This is a genomic window from Pseudomonas sp. xss_2 (assembly GCF_043104195.1).
Taxonomy (GTDB): domain Bacteria; phylum Pseudomonadota; class Gammaproteobacteria; order Pseudomonadales; family Pseudomonadaceae; genus Aquipseudomonas; species Aquipseudomonas urmiensis.
This window is the reverse complement of sequence record NZ_JBICKL010000004.1, coordinates 1-17049: the sequence shown is the minus strand read 5'-3', so window position 1 is coordinate 17049 and position 17049 is coordinate 1. Positions and strand designations below refer to the sequence as shown.

17 protein-coding genes are annotated in these 17049 nt (G+C 64.1%); all 17 read left to right on the top strand.

The window, feature by feature from the left end:
* Positions 1-43 precede the first annotated feature (43 nt).
* The 17 genes from cbiE (at position 44) to urtD (ending at position 17037) form a co-directional block, all read left to right on the top strand.
* Positions 44-1255 carry a precorrin-6y C5,15-methyltransferase (decarboxylating) subunit CbiE gene (cbiE, locus tag ACF8K2_RS00330; RefSeq protein WP_392462983.1) on the top strand — a complete coding sequence of 404 codons (1212 nt, stop codon included), beginning with the start codon at positions 44-46 and terminating at the stop codon, positions 1253-1255.
* The gene (locus ACF8K2_RS00325; protein WP_186555549.1) at positions 1248-2342 is read left to right on the top strand and encodes a cobalt-precorrin-5B (C(1))-methyltransferase; all 1095 of its coding nucleotides are present in this window, start codon (positions 1248-1250) and stop codon (positions 2340-2342) included. The genes cbiE and ACF8K2_RS00325 overlap by 8 nt, the downstream gene beginning before the upstream one ends.
* Complete coding sequence (locus ACF8K2_RS00320; RefSeq protein WP_392462982.1) at positions 2339-3058, top strand: cobalt-precorrin-6A reductase; 720 nt, start codon at positions 2339-2341, stop codon at positions 3056-3058. The genes ACF8K2_RS00325 and ACF8K2_RS00320 overlap by 4 nt, the downstream gene beginning before the upstream one ends.
* Before the next feature lie 89 nt (positions 3059-3147).
* Positions 3148-3378, top strand: a complete 231-nt coding sequence (vapB, locus tag ACF8K2_RS00315; RefSeq protein WP_392462981.1) for a type II toxin-antitoxin system VapB family antitoxin — start codon at positions 3148-3150, stop codon at positions 3376-3378.
* On the top strand, positions 3378-3785 hold the full coding sequence (gene vapC, locus ACF8K2_RS00310) for a tRNA(fMet)-specific endonuclease VapC (RefSeq protein WP_392462979.1): 408 nt from the start codon (positions 3378-3380) through the stop codon (positions 3783-3785). The genes vapB and vapC overlap by 1 nt, the downstream gene beginning before the upstream one ends.
* A gap of 125 nt (positions 3786-3910) precedes the next feature.
* The gene (locus ACF8K2_RS00305) at positions 3911-4348 is read left to right on the top strand and encodes an NfeD family protein (protein ID WP_186555551.1); all 438 of its coding nucleotides are present in this window, start codon (positions 3911-3913) and stop codon (positions 4346-4348) included.
* Between the two features lie 26 nt (positions 4349-4374).
* Positions 4375-5226 carry an SPFH domain-containing protein gene (locus ACF8K2_RS00300; protein WP_186555552.1) on the top strand — a complete coding sequence of 284 codons (852 nt, stop codon included), beginning with the start codon at positions 4375-4377 and terminating at the stop codon, positions 5224-5226.
* Positions 5227-5472: 246 nt separating this feature from the next.
* On the top strand, positions 5473-5862 hold the full coding sequence (locus ACF8K2_RS00295) for a DUF2946 domain-containing protein (protein WP_392462978.1): 390 nt from the start codon (positions 5473-5475) through the stop codon (positions 5860-5862).
* A gap of 49 nt (positions 5863-5911) precedes the next feature.
* Positions 5912-6394: a copper chaperone PCu(A)C gene (locus ACF8K2_RS00290; protein ID WP_186555554.1), complete on the top strand. Its 483-nt coding sequence runs from the start codon at positions 5912-5914 to the stop codon at positions 6392-6394.
* Positions 6395-6413: 19 nt separating this feature from the next.
* Entirely contained in the window at positions 6414-6851 is a 438-nt protein-coding gene (locus ACF8K2_RS00285; protein ID WP_186555555.1) for a DUF2946 domain-containing protein, read from the top strand.
* Positions 6852-6917: 66 nt separating this feature from the next.
* On the top strand, positions 6918-8984 hold the full coding sequence (locus tag ACF8K2_RS00280; RefSeq protein ID WP_392462977.1) for a TonB-dependent copper receptor: 2067 nt from the start codon (positions 6918-6920) through the stop codon (positions 8982-8984).
* Between the two features lie 57 nt (positions 8985-9041).
* Positions 9042-10406, top strand: coding sequence for a PepSY-associated TM helix domain-containing protein (locus ACF8K2_RS00275; protein WP_392462976.1), 1365 nt, complete (start codon positions 9042-9044; stop codon positions 10404-10406).
* Positions 10407-10601: 195 nt separating this feature from the next.
* Positions 10602-12014: a D-serine/D-alanine/glycine transporter gene (gene cycA, locus ACF8K2_RS00270; RefSeq protein ID WP_186555558.1), complete on the top strand. Its 1413-nt coding sequence runs from the start codon at positions 10602-10604 to the stop codon at positions 12012-12014.
* Positions 12015-12212: 198 nt separating this feature from the next.
* Positions 12213-13478 (top strand): urea ABC transporter substrate-binding protein, encoded by a 1266-nt coding sequence (gene urtA / locus ACF8K2_RS00265; protein ID WP_186555559.1) that lies wholly within the window; start codon positions 12213-12215, stop codon positions 13476-13478.
* Between the two features lie 138 nt (positions 13479-13616).
* Positions 13617-15104 (top strand): urea ABC transporter permease subunit UrtB, encoded by a 1488-nt coding sequence (gene urtB / locus ACF8K2_RS00260; RefSeq protein WP_392462975.1) that lies wholly within the window; start codon positions 13617-13619, stop codon positions 15102-15104.
* Complete coding sequence (gene urtC, locus ACF8K2_RS00255) at positions 15104-16183, top strand: urea ABC transporter permease subunit UrtC (RefSeq protein WP_392462974.1); 1080 nt, start codon at positions 15104-15106, stop codon at positions 16181-16183. The genes urtB and urtC overlap by 1 nt, the downstream gene beginning before the upstream one ends.
* The gene (urtD, locus tag ACF8K2_RS00250) at positions 16180-17037 is read left to right on the top strand and encodes an urea ABC transporter ATP-binding protein UrtD (RefSeq protein ID WP_392462973.1); all 858 of its coding nucleotides are present in this window, start codon (positions 16180-16182) and stop codon (positions 17035-17037) included. Before urtC ends, urtD begins: the two co-directional genes overlap by 4 nt.
* Positions 17038-17049: the final 12 nt, after the last annotated feature.

Sequence of the window (17049 nt, the reverse complement as noted above, 5' to 3'; positions counted from 1 at the left end):
TTCAGGGGCAGCTTCGCGCCCCAAAATGATGGAAGTGAAATTAATGGCCCCGTGGCTGACAGTAGTAGGTATCGGTGAAGACGGTTTCAGCGGCCTGGGCAAACCCGCCCGGCGTGCTCTGCTGGGCGCCTCGCGGATCTTCGGCAGCCCACGCCAGTTGGCCTTGCTGCCACGCTGTGTGAACGGCGAACGCGTGCAGTGGCCGAGCCCCTTCTCACTGGCGCCCGTGCTGGCCCAAAGCGGCGAACCGGTGTGCGTCCTGGCCAGCGGCGACCCGATGTTCTACGGCGTCGGTGCCAGCCTGGCGCGGCAGGTTCCTGCCGAGCACATGCGCGTGCTCAGTACGCCCTCCTCCTGCGCCCTGGCCGCTGCCCGCCTCGGCTGGCCATTGCAGGAGGTGCACATTCTGTCGATCGTCGCCCGCCCTTTGGCCGCAATCAATGCCCAGCTCTTTAGCGGCGTGCGCCTGCTGGTGCTGAGCAACGATGGCGACAGCCCGGCGCAGATCGCCGCACTGCTACGCGAACGCGGCTTTGGCCCAAGCCGGATGCACGTCCTCGAGCACCTCGGCGGCCCTGAAGAGCGTCAGCTCAGCGGCACCGCTGAAGACTGGCCGCATGCCCACAGCGCCGCCCTCAACCTGGTGGCCATCGAGTGCCTGGCAACGCCCGACGCACCGCGTTTGTCGACAGCCTGCGGACTGCCCGACAGCGCCTTTCGTCACGATGGCCAGCTGACCAAGCGCGATGTCCGCGCCATCACCCTCGCCCGCCTGGCCCCGCAGCCCGGCGAGCTGCTGTGGGATGTCGGCGCTGGCTGTGGCTCGATCGGCATCGAATGGATGCGTGCCCACCCCAGCTGCCGGGCATTGGCGATCGAGGCCGACGAAGGCCGCCAAGAGTTTATCGAACACAACCGCGACGCGCTCGGCGTGCCTGGCCTGCAACTGATCTGCGGCAAGGCTCCGCAAGCCTTGGTCGAGCTGGAACGGCCCGATGCCATTTTCATCGGCGGCGGCGTCACCCGCGACGGCGTGTTGCCGCTGTGCTGGGAGCGCCTGCGCCCCGGCGGCCGGCTGGTGGCCAACGCGGTGACCTTGCAAAGCGAAGTGGCCCTGGCGCAGTTTCGCCAGCAGCATGGCGGCGAGCTGACCCGCATCCATGTCGCCCAGACGCAACCCTTGGGCAGCTTCGATACCTGGCGCCAGGCCTTGCCGATCACCCTGCTCGACGTGGTGAAACCCCTCGATGCGTGAAGAGACCCGCGAACAACCCGCGCCTCTGCGCAGCGGCCTGACCACCGGCAGCTGCGCGACCGCCACCAGCTTGGCTGCTGCCCGGCTGCTGTTGACCGGGCAGCGCCATGACGCCGTAGCCATCACCCTGCCCAAGGGCAAGCAAGTACAGATGCGCCTGGAGTTCTGTCGACGCGATGGCGAGCGCGCCGAGGCCGGCACCCTGAAAGATGCCGGCGACGATCCCGACGTCACCCACGGCGCCCTGCTCTACAGCCAGGTGCGCCTGCTCGATGCACCGGGCATCCGTTTCGTCGCCGGCATCGGCGTCGGCACTGTCACCCGCCCAGGGCTGGTGCTGGCGGTAGGGGAACCGGCGATCAACCCGGTGCCTCGCCGGATGATCACCGAGCACCTGCAACAGCTGGCCAGCGATTGCGCCTACAGCGGCGGTTTCGAGGTTACGGTGAATGTGCGCGATGGCGATCAACTGGCGCTGAAAACCATGAACCCACGACTAGGTATTCTCGGCGGCCTGTCGATCCTCGGCACCAGCGGGATCGTCCGGCCGTTCTCCTGCTCGGCCTACATCGCCTCGATCCACCAGGGCATCGATGTCGCCCACACCAATGGCTACACGCACATCGCTGCCTGCACCGGCAATGCCAGCGAGGACACCATGCGCCGGGTCTACAACCTGCCGGAGATCGCCCTGATCGAGATGGGCGACTTCGTCGGCGCGGTACTCAAGCACCTGCGCAAAGTGCCGGTGGCGCGTCTGAGCCTGTGCGGTGGTTTTGGCAAGATCAGCAAGCTCGCCGCCGGGCACATGGACCTGCACAGCCGCCACTCGAGTATCGACCTGCCGCAACTGGCCGGCTGGGCGCGGGAGATTGGCGCCGATCAAACCCTGCAAGAGGCGATCATTGCCGCCAATACCAGCCAGCAAGCGTTGGCCCTGGCCCATGCAGCAGGGATCGAACTGGGCGACGCGGTGTGCGCCCATGCCCAGGCGTTCGCCCGCAGTGTGGTCCCGGCTCAGGTGCACGTCGAAGTCTTCGCCATCGACCGCCAGGGCGGTATCGTTGGCCAGGCAGGTGTGCAATGAGCGAACGCATCTTGCTGCTAGGCGGCGTCACCGAGGCCTTGGCAATCGCCCGGCGCCTGGGCCCCGAGCACGTCTATAGCCTGGCCGGCATCGGCCGTGTGCCGCAGGACCTGGCCTGCACGGTGCGGGTCGGCGGCTATGGCGGTGCCCAAGGGCTTGCCGCCTATTTGCAAGAGGCGCGCATCACGCTGCTGATCGACGCCACCCATCCCTACGCCGCCCAGATCAGCCACAACGCAGCTCGCGCGGCGCAGACGGCGGGCATCCCGTGCTGGGCCTTGCGCCGCCCTGCGTGGCAGGCGCAGCCCGGTGATGACTGGCGTGAGGTGGCGGACTGGGCTGAGCTGATGCAAGCGCTCGAACCCTTCGCGCGCCCGCTGTTCACCCTGGGCCGCGAGCCCTTGCAGCATCTGGACGAAATCCCCGCGCAGCAGTTCTGGACCTTGCGCGCCCTCGACGCCTGCCCTGGCAATGATCGCTGCGAGGTCATCGGCGCCCGCGGTCCTTTCCAGATTGCCGATGAACGCGCACTGTTCGCACGACGGCGCATCGATGTGCTGGTCAGTAAGAACAGCGGCAGCGTGGCCACAGAACCAAAGCTTGAGGTGGCGCGCGAGCTGGGCGTGCCTGTGCTGGTGCTCAAGCGGCCGGTGTTACCGGCTGTGGATCGCGAGTTCAGCCAGATCGAATCGTTGCTGACGGCGCTAGCCCTTTGACAGGTGCACCCGAAACGTATATCCCGTTGACATATACCCAACCGACCATAAACTTCAGACATACATTGGCGCTTCCATGGAGGCTCGATATGGACCAAGGTGCAGTCTTCAAGAGCAATCGTAGTCAGGCCATTCGCTTGCCTAAATCTGTAGCCCTTCCTGAAGAAATTACCCGAGTGGACATCGTCGCGATTGGTCGTACCCGCATCATTTCTCCTGCCGGTGAATCCTGGGACAGCTGGTTCGAGGGCGATGACGTGAGCGCAGATTTCATGGCCCAGCGAGAACAACCTGCCGACCAGGAGCGCGAAGGATTCTGATGCTCAGGTACATGCTCGATACCAACATCTGTATTTTCACTATCAAGAACAAGCCGCAAGCCGTGCGCGATGCATTCAATCGCCATCACGGCCAACTGGCTATCAGCACGGTCACATTGATGGAGCTGGTCTACGGTGCGGAAAAATCTGCTGCCCCGGAACGTAACCTGGCGGTTGTCGAGGGCTTCGCCGCACGCTTGGAGGTCCTCGACTACAACAGTCATGCGGCAGCACAGAGTGGTCAACTGCGCGCAGAACTTGCTCAGGCTGGGACACCCATCGGGCCCTATGACCAGATGATCGCGGGCCACGCCCGAGCGTGCGGGCTTATTTTGGTGACAAACAATCTGCGTGAGTTTCAGCGTGTACCGGGCCTCAGAGTCGAAGACTGGGTGACATCGATCTAGCTTTTCGCAGGTTTCTCCCTACGGAATATTCAGAGATTTCAGCCCCCTCATACCGTACAAGCAGATGGCCCTGTGCCTGCAATCTGCCGTAAACTCCGCCCTCCTCTCCTGGAAGGCCCACCCATATGGAAATGCAATGGTGGATCTGGCTCGTCTTCGGCGTGGCCCTGATCCTGCTCGAACTGGTCCTGCCCACGTTCTTCATTCTCTGGTTCGGCATCGGTGCCGTGCTGGTGTCGCTGATTGCCCTGCTCGCGCCAAACCTGCAGTTGGATATGCAGGTGCTGCTGTGGGTGCTGTTTTCCTCTGTCACCACCGTTCTGTGGTTCAAGCTATTTCGGCGCAAGAAGGCCGATGTGCGCTGGACCGCCGATAGCGTGATTGGTGAAGTCGGCTTGCTCACCGCCAGTGTCTCTGAGTTCCAGAAAGGCCGAGTGCGCTTCCAGAAGCCGATCCTCGGCAACGAAGAATGGACCTGCATCGCTGACAGCGACATCGCCGCTGGCGAGCGCGTGCGCCTGACCGCCATCGAAGGCAACACCGCCCGGGTCAGCCGGGCCTGAATCCGTACTAAAAGGAAGTTCGTAGCATGACCAGTCTTATCGTCGTCGGCACCCTCGCCGTGTTCGTTCTCATCACCGTGTTCAAAGGGGTGCGCATCGTGCCTCAGGGCGAGGAGTGGATCGTCGAGCGCCTGGGGCGCTACCACAGCACCCTCAAGCCCGGCCTGAATATCGTCATCCCGTACATGGACGTGGTCGCCTACCGCCTGCCGACCAAAGACATCATCCTCGATGTGCAGCAGCAGGAAATCATCACCAAGGACAACGCGGTGATCGTCGCCAACGCCCTGTGCTTCGCCAAGGTGGTCGACCCGCAAAAAGCCTCCTACGGCGTGCAGAATTTCTCCTTCGCCGTGACCAGCCTGACCATGACTTCGCTGCGGGCTATCGTCGGCGCGATGGATTTGGACGAAGCATTGTCCAGCCGCGAGCAGATCAAGGCACGCCTGCGCGAGGCGATGTCCGAACAGACCGAAGACTGGGGCGTGACCGTGCGCTCGGTAGAGATCCAGGACATCAAGCCGTCCGAGAACATGCAGATGGCCATGGAGCGCCAGGCGGCTGCCGAGCGTGAGCGTAAAGCCGATGTAACCCGTGCCGAAGGCGCCAAGCAGGCGGCGATTCTGGAAGCCGAAGCCCGCCTGCAATCGGCCAAGCTGGATGCCGAGGCGCAGATCAACCTGGCAGAAGCGTCGGCGCGGGCGATTTCGCTGGTACGCGATGCAGTAGGGACGGAGACCACCCCGGCCATGTACCTGCTCGGTGAGCGCTACATTGGCGCGATGGAGAATCTGGCCGGCAGCGACAACGCCAAGGTTGTGGTGTTGCCTGCGGATCTGCAAGAGACCGTGCGCGGGTTGCTTGGGCGCAAGGCCTAAGACACCCCGACAACTCGGCTCCTACAGGCACAGCATCGAGCGCAAGATCAATGCGATACCTGTGGGAGCGGGTTTACCCGCGAAGGGCCACGCTGCGGCCCCAAAGCAAACGACACCGACTGGAAGGTATCGGGCCTGCCGATACGGCAACACTCACCTCATGCCTGCGGCACTTCACCGCACCCCAGCATTTTTACCTATACTCCGCCGTACAATACCCGCCACGATTCCTGACCGGATCTCTCCATGCCCCCACGTCGGCACATCGCCTGGATAGCCTGCCTTGCAGTGCTGTTCAATTTGCTGGCCATGCCGCTGTCGTCGGCCGCGCCCAAGACCGCGGCCGAGCAGCTGCTGTGGGGGGCTTTCTGTTCCAGCATGGGCGCCAAAGCCAAGCTCGATGTAAAGGCCCTGGCCAAGATCGATCTCGGCGATCAAGGCGACGCGCACGCCAACATGCAGCACTGCTGGTGCTGCTCGGGCGCAGCGCCGCTACTGGCCCTACCCGGCCAGCCGCCACAGTTGCACAGCCCGGCGCACCTGAGCATTGGCCAACTACCCAACCTCGCCCGCTATCAACCTACGCCTCGCCAGCTCTGGCCGGCGTTAAACCCGCGTGCCTCTCCGCTGGCCTGAGTTCTCGACGCTATCGCCCTGAACCTGCACAGATCGGAGATCTCATTCCATGCTCAAGCAAGCCCTCGTCCTGGCCGCCCTGCTATTGCCCGGCGCCTTCGCCAACGCCCATGAATACTCCCAGGGCGACCTGCACATCGCCCACCCGTGGTCGCTGGAACTGCCGCCCAACGCGCCCAACGTGGCGGCCTATTTCGTCGTGCACAACAACGGCAAGCAGGATGATCGCCTGCTCAGCGTCGCCAGCCCGATCAGCGATGATGCGCAACTGCACGAGCACGCCAAGACCGCCGAAGGCCTGATGAAAATGCAGCAGGTGCCCAGCGTGGCGATCCCGGCAGGCCAGGACCTGGTATTCGCCCCCAGCGCCTACCACGTGATGCTCATGCAGCCCAAGGACCGCAGCCTGCTCAGCGACGGCAAACGCTTCCCGCTGACCCTGCACTTCGAAAAGGCCGGTGACATCACCGTGCAGGTCGCGGTGCAGAAACAACCACCGACCGACCAGCCAGAGCACCAGCACGCGCACTGATCGCTGACAGGCACTCGCCATGAGCGTGCTGCGCGAACGGACCATCCGCCGTACCACCCGCCCTGATCGCAGGCGCGCCGGTGGCGGCTGGCTGAGCCTGTTCGCCATGTGGATGATCTTCATCGGCCCACTGGTTTCCCAGTCGATGCCGATGGATCACCACGCCGGCATGAATATGCCGATGGACATGAGCATGTCCGCCGGCCACAGCCATGCCGACGCCGGGCACCATGGCCATGGCAGCGATGGCGAGCTGCACGCGCTGTGGGAAAAATGCGGCTATTGCAGCCTGCTGTTCAACTGCCCAGCCTTGCCGCAAACCTTCAGTCCGCTCAACGCCAGTAGTACCCCGCCCGCCCCACCCCTGCATGCGCTTACCCGCCAGGGCCACGCCGGTCAGGCCGTCTTCCCTGGTGCGCGCAGTCGCGCCCCGCCCTTCTTGTCGATCGACGTCTGAACACCTATTGACCGCACGGAGCCAGGAGGCTTCGCGCCCACTCATGACTGATCGACTGGAATCATTATGTCCGGCTGCACCCCTGTTTTTGCCCTGTCCCTGCGCGGGACCATCGCCGTGCTCTGCGGCTCGCTGCTGGCCCCCCTGGCGCTGGCGGCCGAGCCCGGCCACGAAGGCCATGAGCACGATTCTGCCGAGCTCAGCCCGACGGTAATCACCGCTGTCGCGCCCAGCTCGCCGCTGACCATCGTCACCAACCCCAAGGACCCACGCCAGCCAGTACCGGCCAGCGACGGCGCCGATTACCTGAAGACCATCCCGGGCTTCTCGGCGATTCGCTCCGGTGGCACCAATGGCGATCCGGTGTTGCGCGGCATGTTCGGCTCGCGCCTGAACATCCTCACCAACGGCGGCGTGATGCTCGGCGCCTGCCCCAACCGAATGGACGCCCCGACCTCCTACATTTCGCCGGAAACCTACGACCGCCTGACCGTGATCAAAGGCCCGCAAAGCGTGATCTGGGGGCCGGGCGGTTCGGCGGGGACCATCCTCTTCGAACGCGAGCCGGAACGCTTCGGCACGCTCGGCAGCCGGGTCAACGCCAGCCTGCTGGCCGGTTCCAACGGCCGCTTCGACAAAGTCCTCGACGCAGCCGCCGGCAACAGCCAGGCCTATGCGCGCTTTGTCGGCAACCAATCGCGCTCCGACGACTATCAAGACGGCAACGGCGACAGCGTGCCCTCGCGCTGGGACAAGTGGAACGGCGACGTCACCCTCGGCTGGACCCCGGACGCCGACACCCTGCTCGAACTCACCGCCGGCAAGGGCGATGGCGAGGCGCGCTACGCCGGGCGTGGCATGGACGGCTCGCAGTTCAAGCGCGAAAGCCTTGGCTTGCGTTTCGAGAAATCCAACCTCGGCGAGGTGCTCGACAAGATCGAGGCGCAGGTCTACTACAACTACGCCGACCACGTGATGGACAACTACAGCCTGCGCACACCGTCAGGCAGCGGCATGATGGGCATGCCGATGGTCAGCAACGTCGACCGTCGCACCCTGGGCGCGCGGATCAAGGCCACTTGGCGCTGGGCCGATGTGCAGTTGATCAGCGGCATCGATGCCCAGACCAACGAGCACCGCAAGCGCGGCGGCATGGGCGTCGATGCGCACAAGGGCCAGTCATGGACCAAGGATGCCGACTTCCATAACTATGGGCTGTTCAGCGAACTGACCTGGTACGCCACAGGCGCTGACCGTCTGATTACCGGTGCGCGCCTGGACCGCGCCTCTGCCCGCGATTTCCGCCAGACCAGCGCCACCGGCGGCGACACCCGCGCCGACACCCTGCCCAGCGGTTTCGTGCGCTATGAGCATGATCTGGCGGCGCTTTCGGCAACCACTTACATCGGCCTCGGCCATGCCCAGCGCTTCCCCGATTACTGGGAGCTGTTCTCGCCCAAGCAAGGCCCGGCCGGTGCAGCCAATGCCTTTGACGGCATCAAGCCGGAGAAGACCACCCAGCTCGATTTCGGTATCCAGTACCGCGACGAGCGCATGGAGGCCTGGGCCTCGGGCTATGTCGGGCAGATCCGCGACTACATCCTGTTCGACTACCGCACCGGCATGATGGGCATGAGCACCTCCCAGGCGCAGAACATCGACGCTCGGATCATGGGCGGCGAACTTGGCGCAGCCTACAAGCTGTCGGAAAACTGGAAAGCCGACGCGACCCTGGCCTACGCTTGGGGCAAGAACAGCAGTGATGGCAAAGCGCTGCCACAGATGCCGCCCCTGGAAAGCCGCCTGGGCCTGACCTACAGCCAGGACAAGTGGAGCACCGGGGCGTTGTGGCGACTGGTAGCGGCGCAGAACCGCATCGCCGAAAACCAAGGCAACGTGGTCGGCAAGGACTACGAAAAAAGCGCAGGCTTTGGGGTGTTCTCGCTCAATGGTGCCTACAAGGTGAACAACAACCTCAAGCTCAGCGCGGGCGTCGACAACCTGTTCGACAAAGCCTACGCCGAGCACTTGAACCTGGCCGGGAACGCCGGGTTCGGCTATCCGGCCAGCGATCCACAGCCGGTTAGCGAGCCAGGCCGGACCTTCTGGACCAAGGTCGATATCAGCTTCTGACAACAACAATGGGCGCGGCTACGGACGCGCCCTTTCACCTTGCCGATGGGAGGTTCCATGAGCGGACCACGCATTTCCTTCTATAACCTGGCTTGGCGCTGGCATTTCTACGCCGGGCTGTTCGTCGCGCCATTCATGATCCTGCTGGCGATCACCGGGATCATCTACCTGTTCAAGCCACAGCTCGACCCGCTGATGTACCGCGAGCTGATGGTGGTCGAGGCCGGTCATCACCGCCAAGACGCCGACACCCTGCTCAGCCAGGTGCACCAGGCCTACCCGCAGGGGCATGTGGCCCAATACCTGCCCCCACTCAACGCCGAGCGCAGCGCGCAGTTCGTGGTGCATGACGGCGGACGCGAGCTGAACGTGTTCGTCGACCCGTACAGCGCCAAGGTGCTCGGCGAGCAGGATGCAAAGCAGAACCTGCAAGCCGTGGCCCGCGCCCTGCACGGCGAGCTGATGGTCGGCACCGTGGGCGATCGCCTTGTGGAGCTGGCGGCTGGCTGGGGCATCGTCCTGGTCGTGTCGGGGCTGTACCTGTGGTGGCCGCGCGGGCGCAACAGTGCCGGTGTGCTGTGGCCACGCCTGTCTGCCCGCGGCCGGGTGCTGTGGCGCGACCTGCATGCGGTCAGTGGCTTCTGGGGCTCGGCGCTGCTGCTGTTGATGCTGCTCAGCGGCATGACCTGGACCGGCCTGTGGGGCAAGCAGTATGCCGATTTGTGGAATCGCTTCCCGGCTGCCATGTGGAATGACGTGCCCACGTCTGACCAACAAGCCCGCGTGCTCAACCAGGCGCATCGCCAGACCGTGCCTTGGGCGATGGAGAACACGCCCATGCCGCAGTCCGGCGCGCATGCCGAACATGCTGGCCATCACATGATGTCGAGCGCCCCGGCCGCGCCGCAGGTCAGCCTGCAGCAGGTTGAGGACATCGCCACCCATCGCCAGGTCGAGCCTGGCTACAGCATCACCCTGCCGACCACTGCTGATGGCGTGTTCACCCTGGCGGTGTTCGCTGATGATCCGCGTAACGACGCCACCCTGCATGTCGACCAGTACACCGGCAAGGTGCTGGCGGATGTGCGCTGGCAGGACTACAGCCCAGTCGCCCGGGCCACCGAGCTTGGGGTGATGTTGCATGAGGGCAAGATGTTCGGGGCGCTGAACCAGATCATCATTTTGCTGGTGTGCCTGATGATTCTGCTGGGCTCGGTCAGTGGCCTGGTGATGTGGTGGAAACGCCGGCCGACGGGTGGGCTGGGGGTACCGCCGTTGCGTCATGACCTGCCGCGCTGGAAGACGGCGACGGTGGTGATGCTGGTGCTGGGCGTGGCGTTCCCGCTGGTGGGGGTGTCGATGCTGATGATGTGGGTGGTCGATAGCCTGGTGGTGCGGCGCAGGGTGATGGCTCGGGCCTGATTCTGAACTGATGGCCTCATCGCGGGGCAAGCCCGCTCCCACGAAGCATTTGCAATTCGTGGCAGCGCGCTTGCCCCGCGATGAGGCCGGCAAACAGCACAGATGTCGTGTCGATCTGTCGCGCCCCGAATTGGGACGCGCGTGTTAGCCTACTCGGCTCGCACAAAAAGACTGACCCTCAATGGAATGCAGCCAATGACCCGGACCTCCTCCACGCCTGCTGATGACCAGCACCTGCAACGCAACCTGACCAACCGCCACATCCAATTGATCGCCATCGGCGGCGCGATCGGCACCGGCCTGTTCATGGGCTCGGGCAAGACCATCAGCCTCGCCGGCCCGTCGATCATCTTCGTCTACATGATCATCGGCTTCATGCTGTTCTTCGTCATGCGGGCGATGGGCGAGCTGCTGCTGTCGAACCTCAACTACAAATCCTTCATCGACTTCTCGGCCGACCTGCTCGGACCTTGGGCCGGCTACTTCACCGGCTGGACCTACTGGTTTTGCTGGGTGGTCACGGGTATCGCCGACGTCGTCGCCATTGCCGCCTATTCACAGTTCTGGTTCCCTGACCTGCCCCAGTGGATACCGGCGCTGACCTGCGTGGCGCTGCTGCTGTCGCTGAACCTGGTCACCGTGAAGATGTTCGGCGAGCTTGAGTTCTGGTTCGCCATGATCAAGATCGTCGCCATCCTCGGCCTGGTCGCCACTGGCCTGTACATGGTCATCACCGGCTTCGAATCGCCGAGCGGGCGCACCGCGCAACTGGCCAACCTGTGGAACGACGGCGGGATGTTCCCGCATGGCCTGATGGGCTTCTTCGCCGGCTTCCAGATCGCCGTGTTCGCCTTCGTCGGCATCGAGCTGGTGGGCACTACTGCCGCCGAAGCCAAGGATCCGCAACGCACCCTGCCACGGGCGATCAACTCGATCCCGATCCGCATCATCGTGTTCTACGTGCTGGCGCTGATCGCGATCATGGCCGTCACGCCATGGCGCGACGTAGTGCCGGGCAAGAGCCCGTTCGTTGAGTTGTTCGTGCTGGCTGGCCTGCCGGCAGCGGCGAGCATCATCAACTTCGTGGTGCTGACCTCGGCGGCCTCTTCAGCCAACAGCGGCGTGTTCTCGACCAGCCGCATGCTGTTCGGCTTGGCCCAGGAGGGCGATGCGCCCAAGGCGTTCGAGAAACTCTCGCGTCGCGCGGTACCGGCCAATGGTCTGTTGTTCTCGTGCACCTGCCTGCTGCTGGGGGCGGTGTTGATCTACGTGATCCCTGATGTGGTCGAGGCGTTCACCCTGGTCACGACCGTATCGGCGCTGCTGTTCATGTTCGTCTGGACGCTGATCCTGCTGTCGTACCTGAAGTACCGCGTCCAGCGCGCGGCGCTGCACCAGGCTTCGACCTACAAGATGCCGGGCGGGCGCTTCATGTGCTACGTGTGCCTGGTGTTCTTCGCCGGCATCCTGGTGCTGCTAGCCCTGGAAGACGACACGCGCAAGGCGTTGATCGTGACGCCGTTGTGGTTCGTGATCCTGGCGGTGACTTATCAGTTCGTGCGTAGCCGTCGTCATCCGCGTGCGGCTGTCAGCAACGCGCAAGACTGAAAGCCTGTGGGGCCGCTGTGCGGCCCCAATCCTGTGCACGCTGGGCCTACTGGCACCAAGCTGGACCTCATTTCTCTACCCCCACCTCTGCAAGCCCCGAAAAACGGCGGCTTTGCCGTGTCCAAAAACTGGGCACACCCCTTGCACATGCCCTCTCCCGGGTTGCCAACACCATAAAAAACTCAACGGAGAGAGCACATGAAGCGTCGCAGTCTGATCAAGGCTTTTACCCTCAGCGCATCGATTGCGGCGATGGGCCTTAGCTGGAGCATCCAGGCCGCCGAGACCATCAAGGTCGGCATCCTGCATTCGCTGTCCGGGACCATGGCGATTTCCGAGACCTCGCTCAAGGACATGGCCTTGATGACCATCGAGCAGATCAATGCCAAGGGCGGGGTCAATGGCAAGCTGCTCGAACCGGTGGTGGTCGATCCGGCGTCCAACTGGCCGCTGTTCGCCGAAAAGAGCCGCCAGTTGCTGACCCAGGACAAGGTGGCAGTGGTGTTCGGCTGCTGGACCTCGGTGTCGCGCAAGTCGGTGCTGCCAGTGTTCGAAGAGCTCAACGGCCTGCTGTTCTACCCGGTGCAGTACGAGGGTGAAGAGATGTCGCCGAACGTGTTCTACACCGGCGCGGCACCCAACCAGCAGGCGATCCCGGCGGTCGAGTACCTGATGAGCGAAGACGGTGGCAGTGCCCAGCGCTTCTTCCTGCTGGGCACCGACTACGTCTATCCGCGCACCACCAACAAGATCCTGCGCGCCTTCCTGCACAGCAAAGGCGTGGCCGACAAGGACATCGAAGAGGTCTACACGCCGTTCGGCCACAGCGACTACCAGACCATCGTCGCCAACATCAAGAAGTTCTCCGCAGGCGGCAAGACGGCAGTGATCTCCACCGTCAACGGCGACTCCAACGTGCCGTTCTACAAAGAGCTGGCCAACCAGGGCCTGAAGGCGACCGACGTGCCGGTGGTGGCGTTCTCGGTCGGCGAAGAGGAACTGCGCGGCATCGACACCAAGCCATTGGTGGGGCATCTGGCGGCGTGGAACTACTTCGAGTCGGTGGATAACCCGGTCAACCAGAAGTTCGTCGCCGACTGGAAGGCCTATGCCAAGGCCAAGAACCTGCCGGGCGCTGACAAAGCCGTGACCAACGACCCGATGGAAGCCACCTACGTCGGTATCCATATGTGGGCGCAGGCGGCCGAGAAGGCCAAATCGACCGATGTCGACAAAGTGCGCGAGGCGCTGGCAGGGCAGAGCTTCAAGGCACCGTCCGGTTTCACTTTGACCATGGACAAGACCAACCACCACCTGCACAAGCCAGTGATGATCGGCGAGATCCAGGATGACGGGCAGTTCAGCGTGGTCTGGGAGACCGAGCAGCCACTGCGGGCGCAGCCTTGGAGCCCGTTCATTCCGGGGAATGACAAGCGGCCAGATTACGCCGTGAAAGGTAACTGATTGGCTGTGGCCGCTACGCGGCCATTCGCGGGCAAGCCCGCTCCCACAGGTGACGAGCACGTTTCGAAAACCTGTGCAATCTCCGTGGGAGCGGGCTTGCCCCGCGATGAATACACCACCCTCGTCCAGGGATACCCCATGTATCGACTTCTGCTCGCCCTGCTCCTGCTGCTGCCCCTGGCAACCCAGGCCAGCGAAGGCGAATTCTTCCTCAGCGCCAAACCCGCTGAGCAGGCGCGCCTGCTCCAGGACTGGGCGGCGCAGCCAGCCCCCACTCGGCTGGCCCTGCTCAGCTCGCTCAAGCAAGGCCGCATCGCGCCCGACGACACCCGCAAAGTGCGCCTGAACAACCGCCTGCGTGGGCTGATCGACAACGCTTTGGCCAGCCACCAACTGTTCAGCGACGATGCGAGAGTGCGCCTGGCCGCTGCCAGCGAGCTGCAACGCAGCGCCCAACCAGCGCAAATGGCCTTTCTCGACCGACGCTTCGCCAGCGAAGCCGACGCCGCTGTGCACGCCGCCCTCGGCCTGGCCCTGGCCAACCTGCAACTGGGCGCCAGCGAACCGGCCGTACGCCTGGCGGCGGTGCGCTTGCTCGGTGAAACCGGCGACCCCTTGGCCCGCACGCGCCTGGAGGCGCTGCTGCAGCCTGGCGCCGAAAGCGATGCGGGCGTACGCACCGCGGCTGAAACCAGCCTGGCCCAGGTCAAACGCAAGTTGCTGATCGGCGAGCTGCTCGGCCAGGCCTTCAGCGGCCTGTCGCTAGGTTCGATCCTGTTGCTCGCGGCACTGGGCCTGGCGATCACCTTCGGCCTGCTCGGGGTGATCAACATGGCCCATGGCGAGATGCTCATGCTCGGCGCCTACAGCACCTACATGGTCCAGGTGCTGCTGCAGCGCTACCTGCCCGGTGCCATCGAGTTCTACCCGCTGATCGCCCTGCCTGTGGCCTTCGCCGTCAGTGCCGGGGTCGGCATGGCGCTGGAGCGCACGGTGATCCGCCATCTGTATGGGCGGCCGCTGGAAACCCTGCTGGCGACCTGGGGCATCAGCTTGATCCTGATCCAGGCGATCCGCCTGCTGTTCGGCGCGCAGAACGTCGAAGTGGCCAACCCGGCCTGGCTGTCGGGCGGCATCCAGGTGCTGCCCAACCTGGTCTTGCCGTACAACCGCCTGGTGATCATCGGCTTCGCTCTGGCTGTGGTGCTGCTGACCTGGCTGCTGCTCAATCGCACCCGTCTGGGCCTTAACGTGCGTGCGGTGACCCAGAATCGCAACATGGCCGCCTGCTGCGGCGTCTCCACAGGCCGGGTAGACATGCTTGCCTTCGGCCTCGGCTCGGGGATCGCTGGCCTTGGCGGGGTGGCCCTGAGCCAGGTCGGCAACGTCGGCCCGGATCTTGGCCAGAGCTACATCATCGACTCGTTCCTGGTGGTGGTGCTCGGCGGTGTCGGGCAACTCGCCGGTAGCCTGTGGGCCGCTTTCGGCTTGGGCATCGCCAACAAATTGCTGGAGCCGCAGATGGGTGCGGTACTGGGCAAAATCCTCATCCTTGCGCTGATCATCCTGTTCATCCAGAAGCGTCCGCAAGGCCTGTTCGCCCTCAAGGGACGGGTAATCGACTGATGAACCAGCCACTGCTTGTCACCGCCACGCAAAAGGCCGGGCCGCGCTTGTCGCTGGCTATCGGCATCGCCGTCGTCCTGCTGTTGCTGGCCCTGCCGCTGCTGTCGCTGCTGCCGGCAGATCACCCGCTGCAGGTATCGGCCTATACCCTGACGCTGGTCGGCAAGATCCTCTGCTACGCCATCGTCGCCCTGGCCCTGGACCTGGTCTGGGGCTACGCCGGGCTGCTGTCGCTCGGCCATGGGCTGTTCTTCGCCCTGGGCGGCTACGCCATGGGCATGTACCTGATGCGCCAGGCCGCAGGCGATAGCCTGCCGGCCTTCATGACCTTCCTGTCGTGGACCGAGCTGCCCTGGTACTGGGCCGGCACCCAGCACTTCGCCTGGGCCATGTGCCTGGTGGTGCTGGCGCCGGGCCTGCTGGCGCTGGTGTTTGGTTGGTTCGCCTTCCGCTCGCGGATCAAGGGCGTGTACTTCTCGATCATGACCCAGGCGCTGACCTTTGCCGGCATGCTGCTGTTCTTCCGTAACGAGACCGGCTTTGGCGGCAACAACGGCTTTACAAGCTTTCGCACCATCCTGGGCTTCGATATCGCCGCGCAAGGCACCCGGGCGGTGTTGTTCCTGCTCACTGTCGGCTTGTTGCTGGCGAGCTTGTTCCTGTGCTGGCGGCTGACCGTGAGCAAGTTTGGCCGGCTGCTCACCGCGCTGCGTGATGCGGAAAACCGGCTGATGTTCTGCGGCTACGACCCGCGCGGTTTCAAGCTGCTGGTGTGGGTGCTCAGCGCCGTCCTGTGTGGCCTGGCCGGGGCGCTGTACGTGCCGCAGGTGGGCATCATCAACCCCAGCGAGATGTCGCCGACCAACTCCATCGAAGCCGCGGTGTGGGTCGCGTTGGGCGGGCGTGGCACGCTGATCGGGCCGCTACTCGGCGCCGGTCTGGTCAATGGCATGAAGAGTTGGTTCACCGTGGCCTTCCCGGAGTTTTGGCTGTTCTTCCTCGGTGCGCTGTTCATTGTCGTCACCCTGTACCTGCCCAAGGGTGTGGTCGGCCTGTTGAAGAAAAGGAGCCAGCCATGAAAGGCGTGCCCCCAGTACACCCCGAGTTCATGCTCGAACCGGTGTTCGATCAGTTAGGTGCTGGCCGCGATGCCATCGGCCTTGGCCAGCGCCGCGGCAAAGGCCTGGAGGTGCGCCACGGCACTGTGTTGAGCCTGGAAGACATCAGCGTAAGTTTCGATGGTTTCAAGGCGCTCAATGCACTGAACCTGTACATCGGGGTCGGCGAGCTGCGCTGCATCATCGGCCCTAACGGCGCCGGCAAGACCACCCTGATGGACGTGATCACCGGCAAGACCCGGCCGGATACCGGCACGGCGTTCTTCGGCGACACCCTCGACCTGACCCGCATGAGCGAGTACCAGATTGCCCAGGCCGGGATTGGCCGTAAGTTCCAGAAACCGACCGTGTTCGAAGCGCTGACGGTTTACGAAAATCTCGAGCTGGCGCTGAAAACCGACAAGTCGGTGTGGGCCAGCCTGGCTGCGCGGCTGTCGGGCGAGCAGCGAGAGCGCATCGACGAGGTGCTCAGCACCGTGCGCCTGCTGCCGTTGGCTGCGCGCCAGGCCGGGCTGTTGTCGCATGGCCAGAAGCAGTTTCTCGAGATCGGCATGCTGCTGGTGCAGGAGCCGCAGCTGTTGCTGCTCGACGAACCGGTGGCGGGCATGACCGATGCCGAGACCGAATTCACTGCCGAGCTGTTCAAAGGCCTGGCCGGCAAGCATTCGCTGATGGTGGTGGAGCATGACATGGGCTTTGTCGGCAGCATTGCCGACCATGTCACCGTGCTGCACCAGGGCAGTGTGCTGGCCGAAGGATCGCTGGAGCAGGTGCAGGCGGATGAGCGGGTGATCGAGGTTTATCTAGGCCGCTGAAGCCGTTCATTT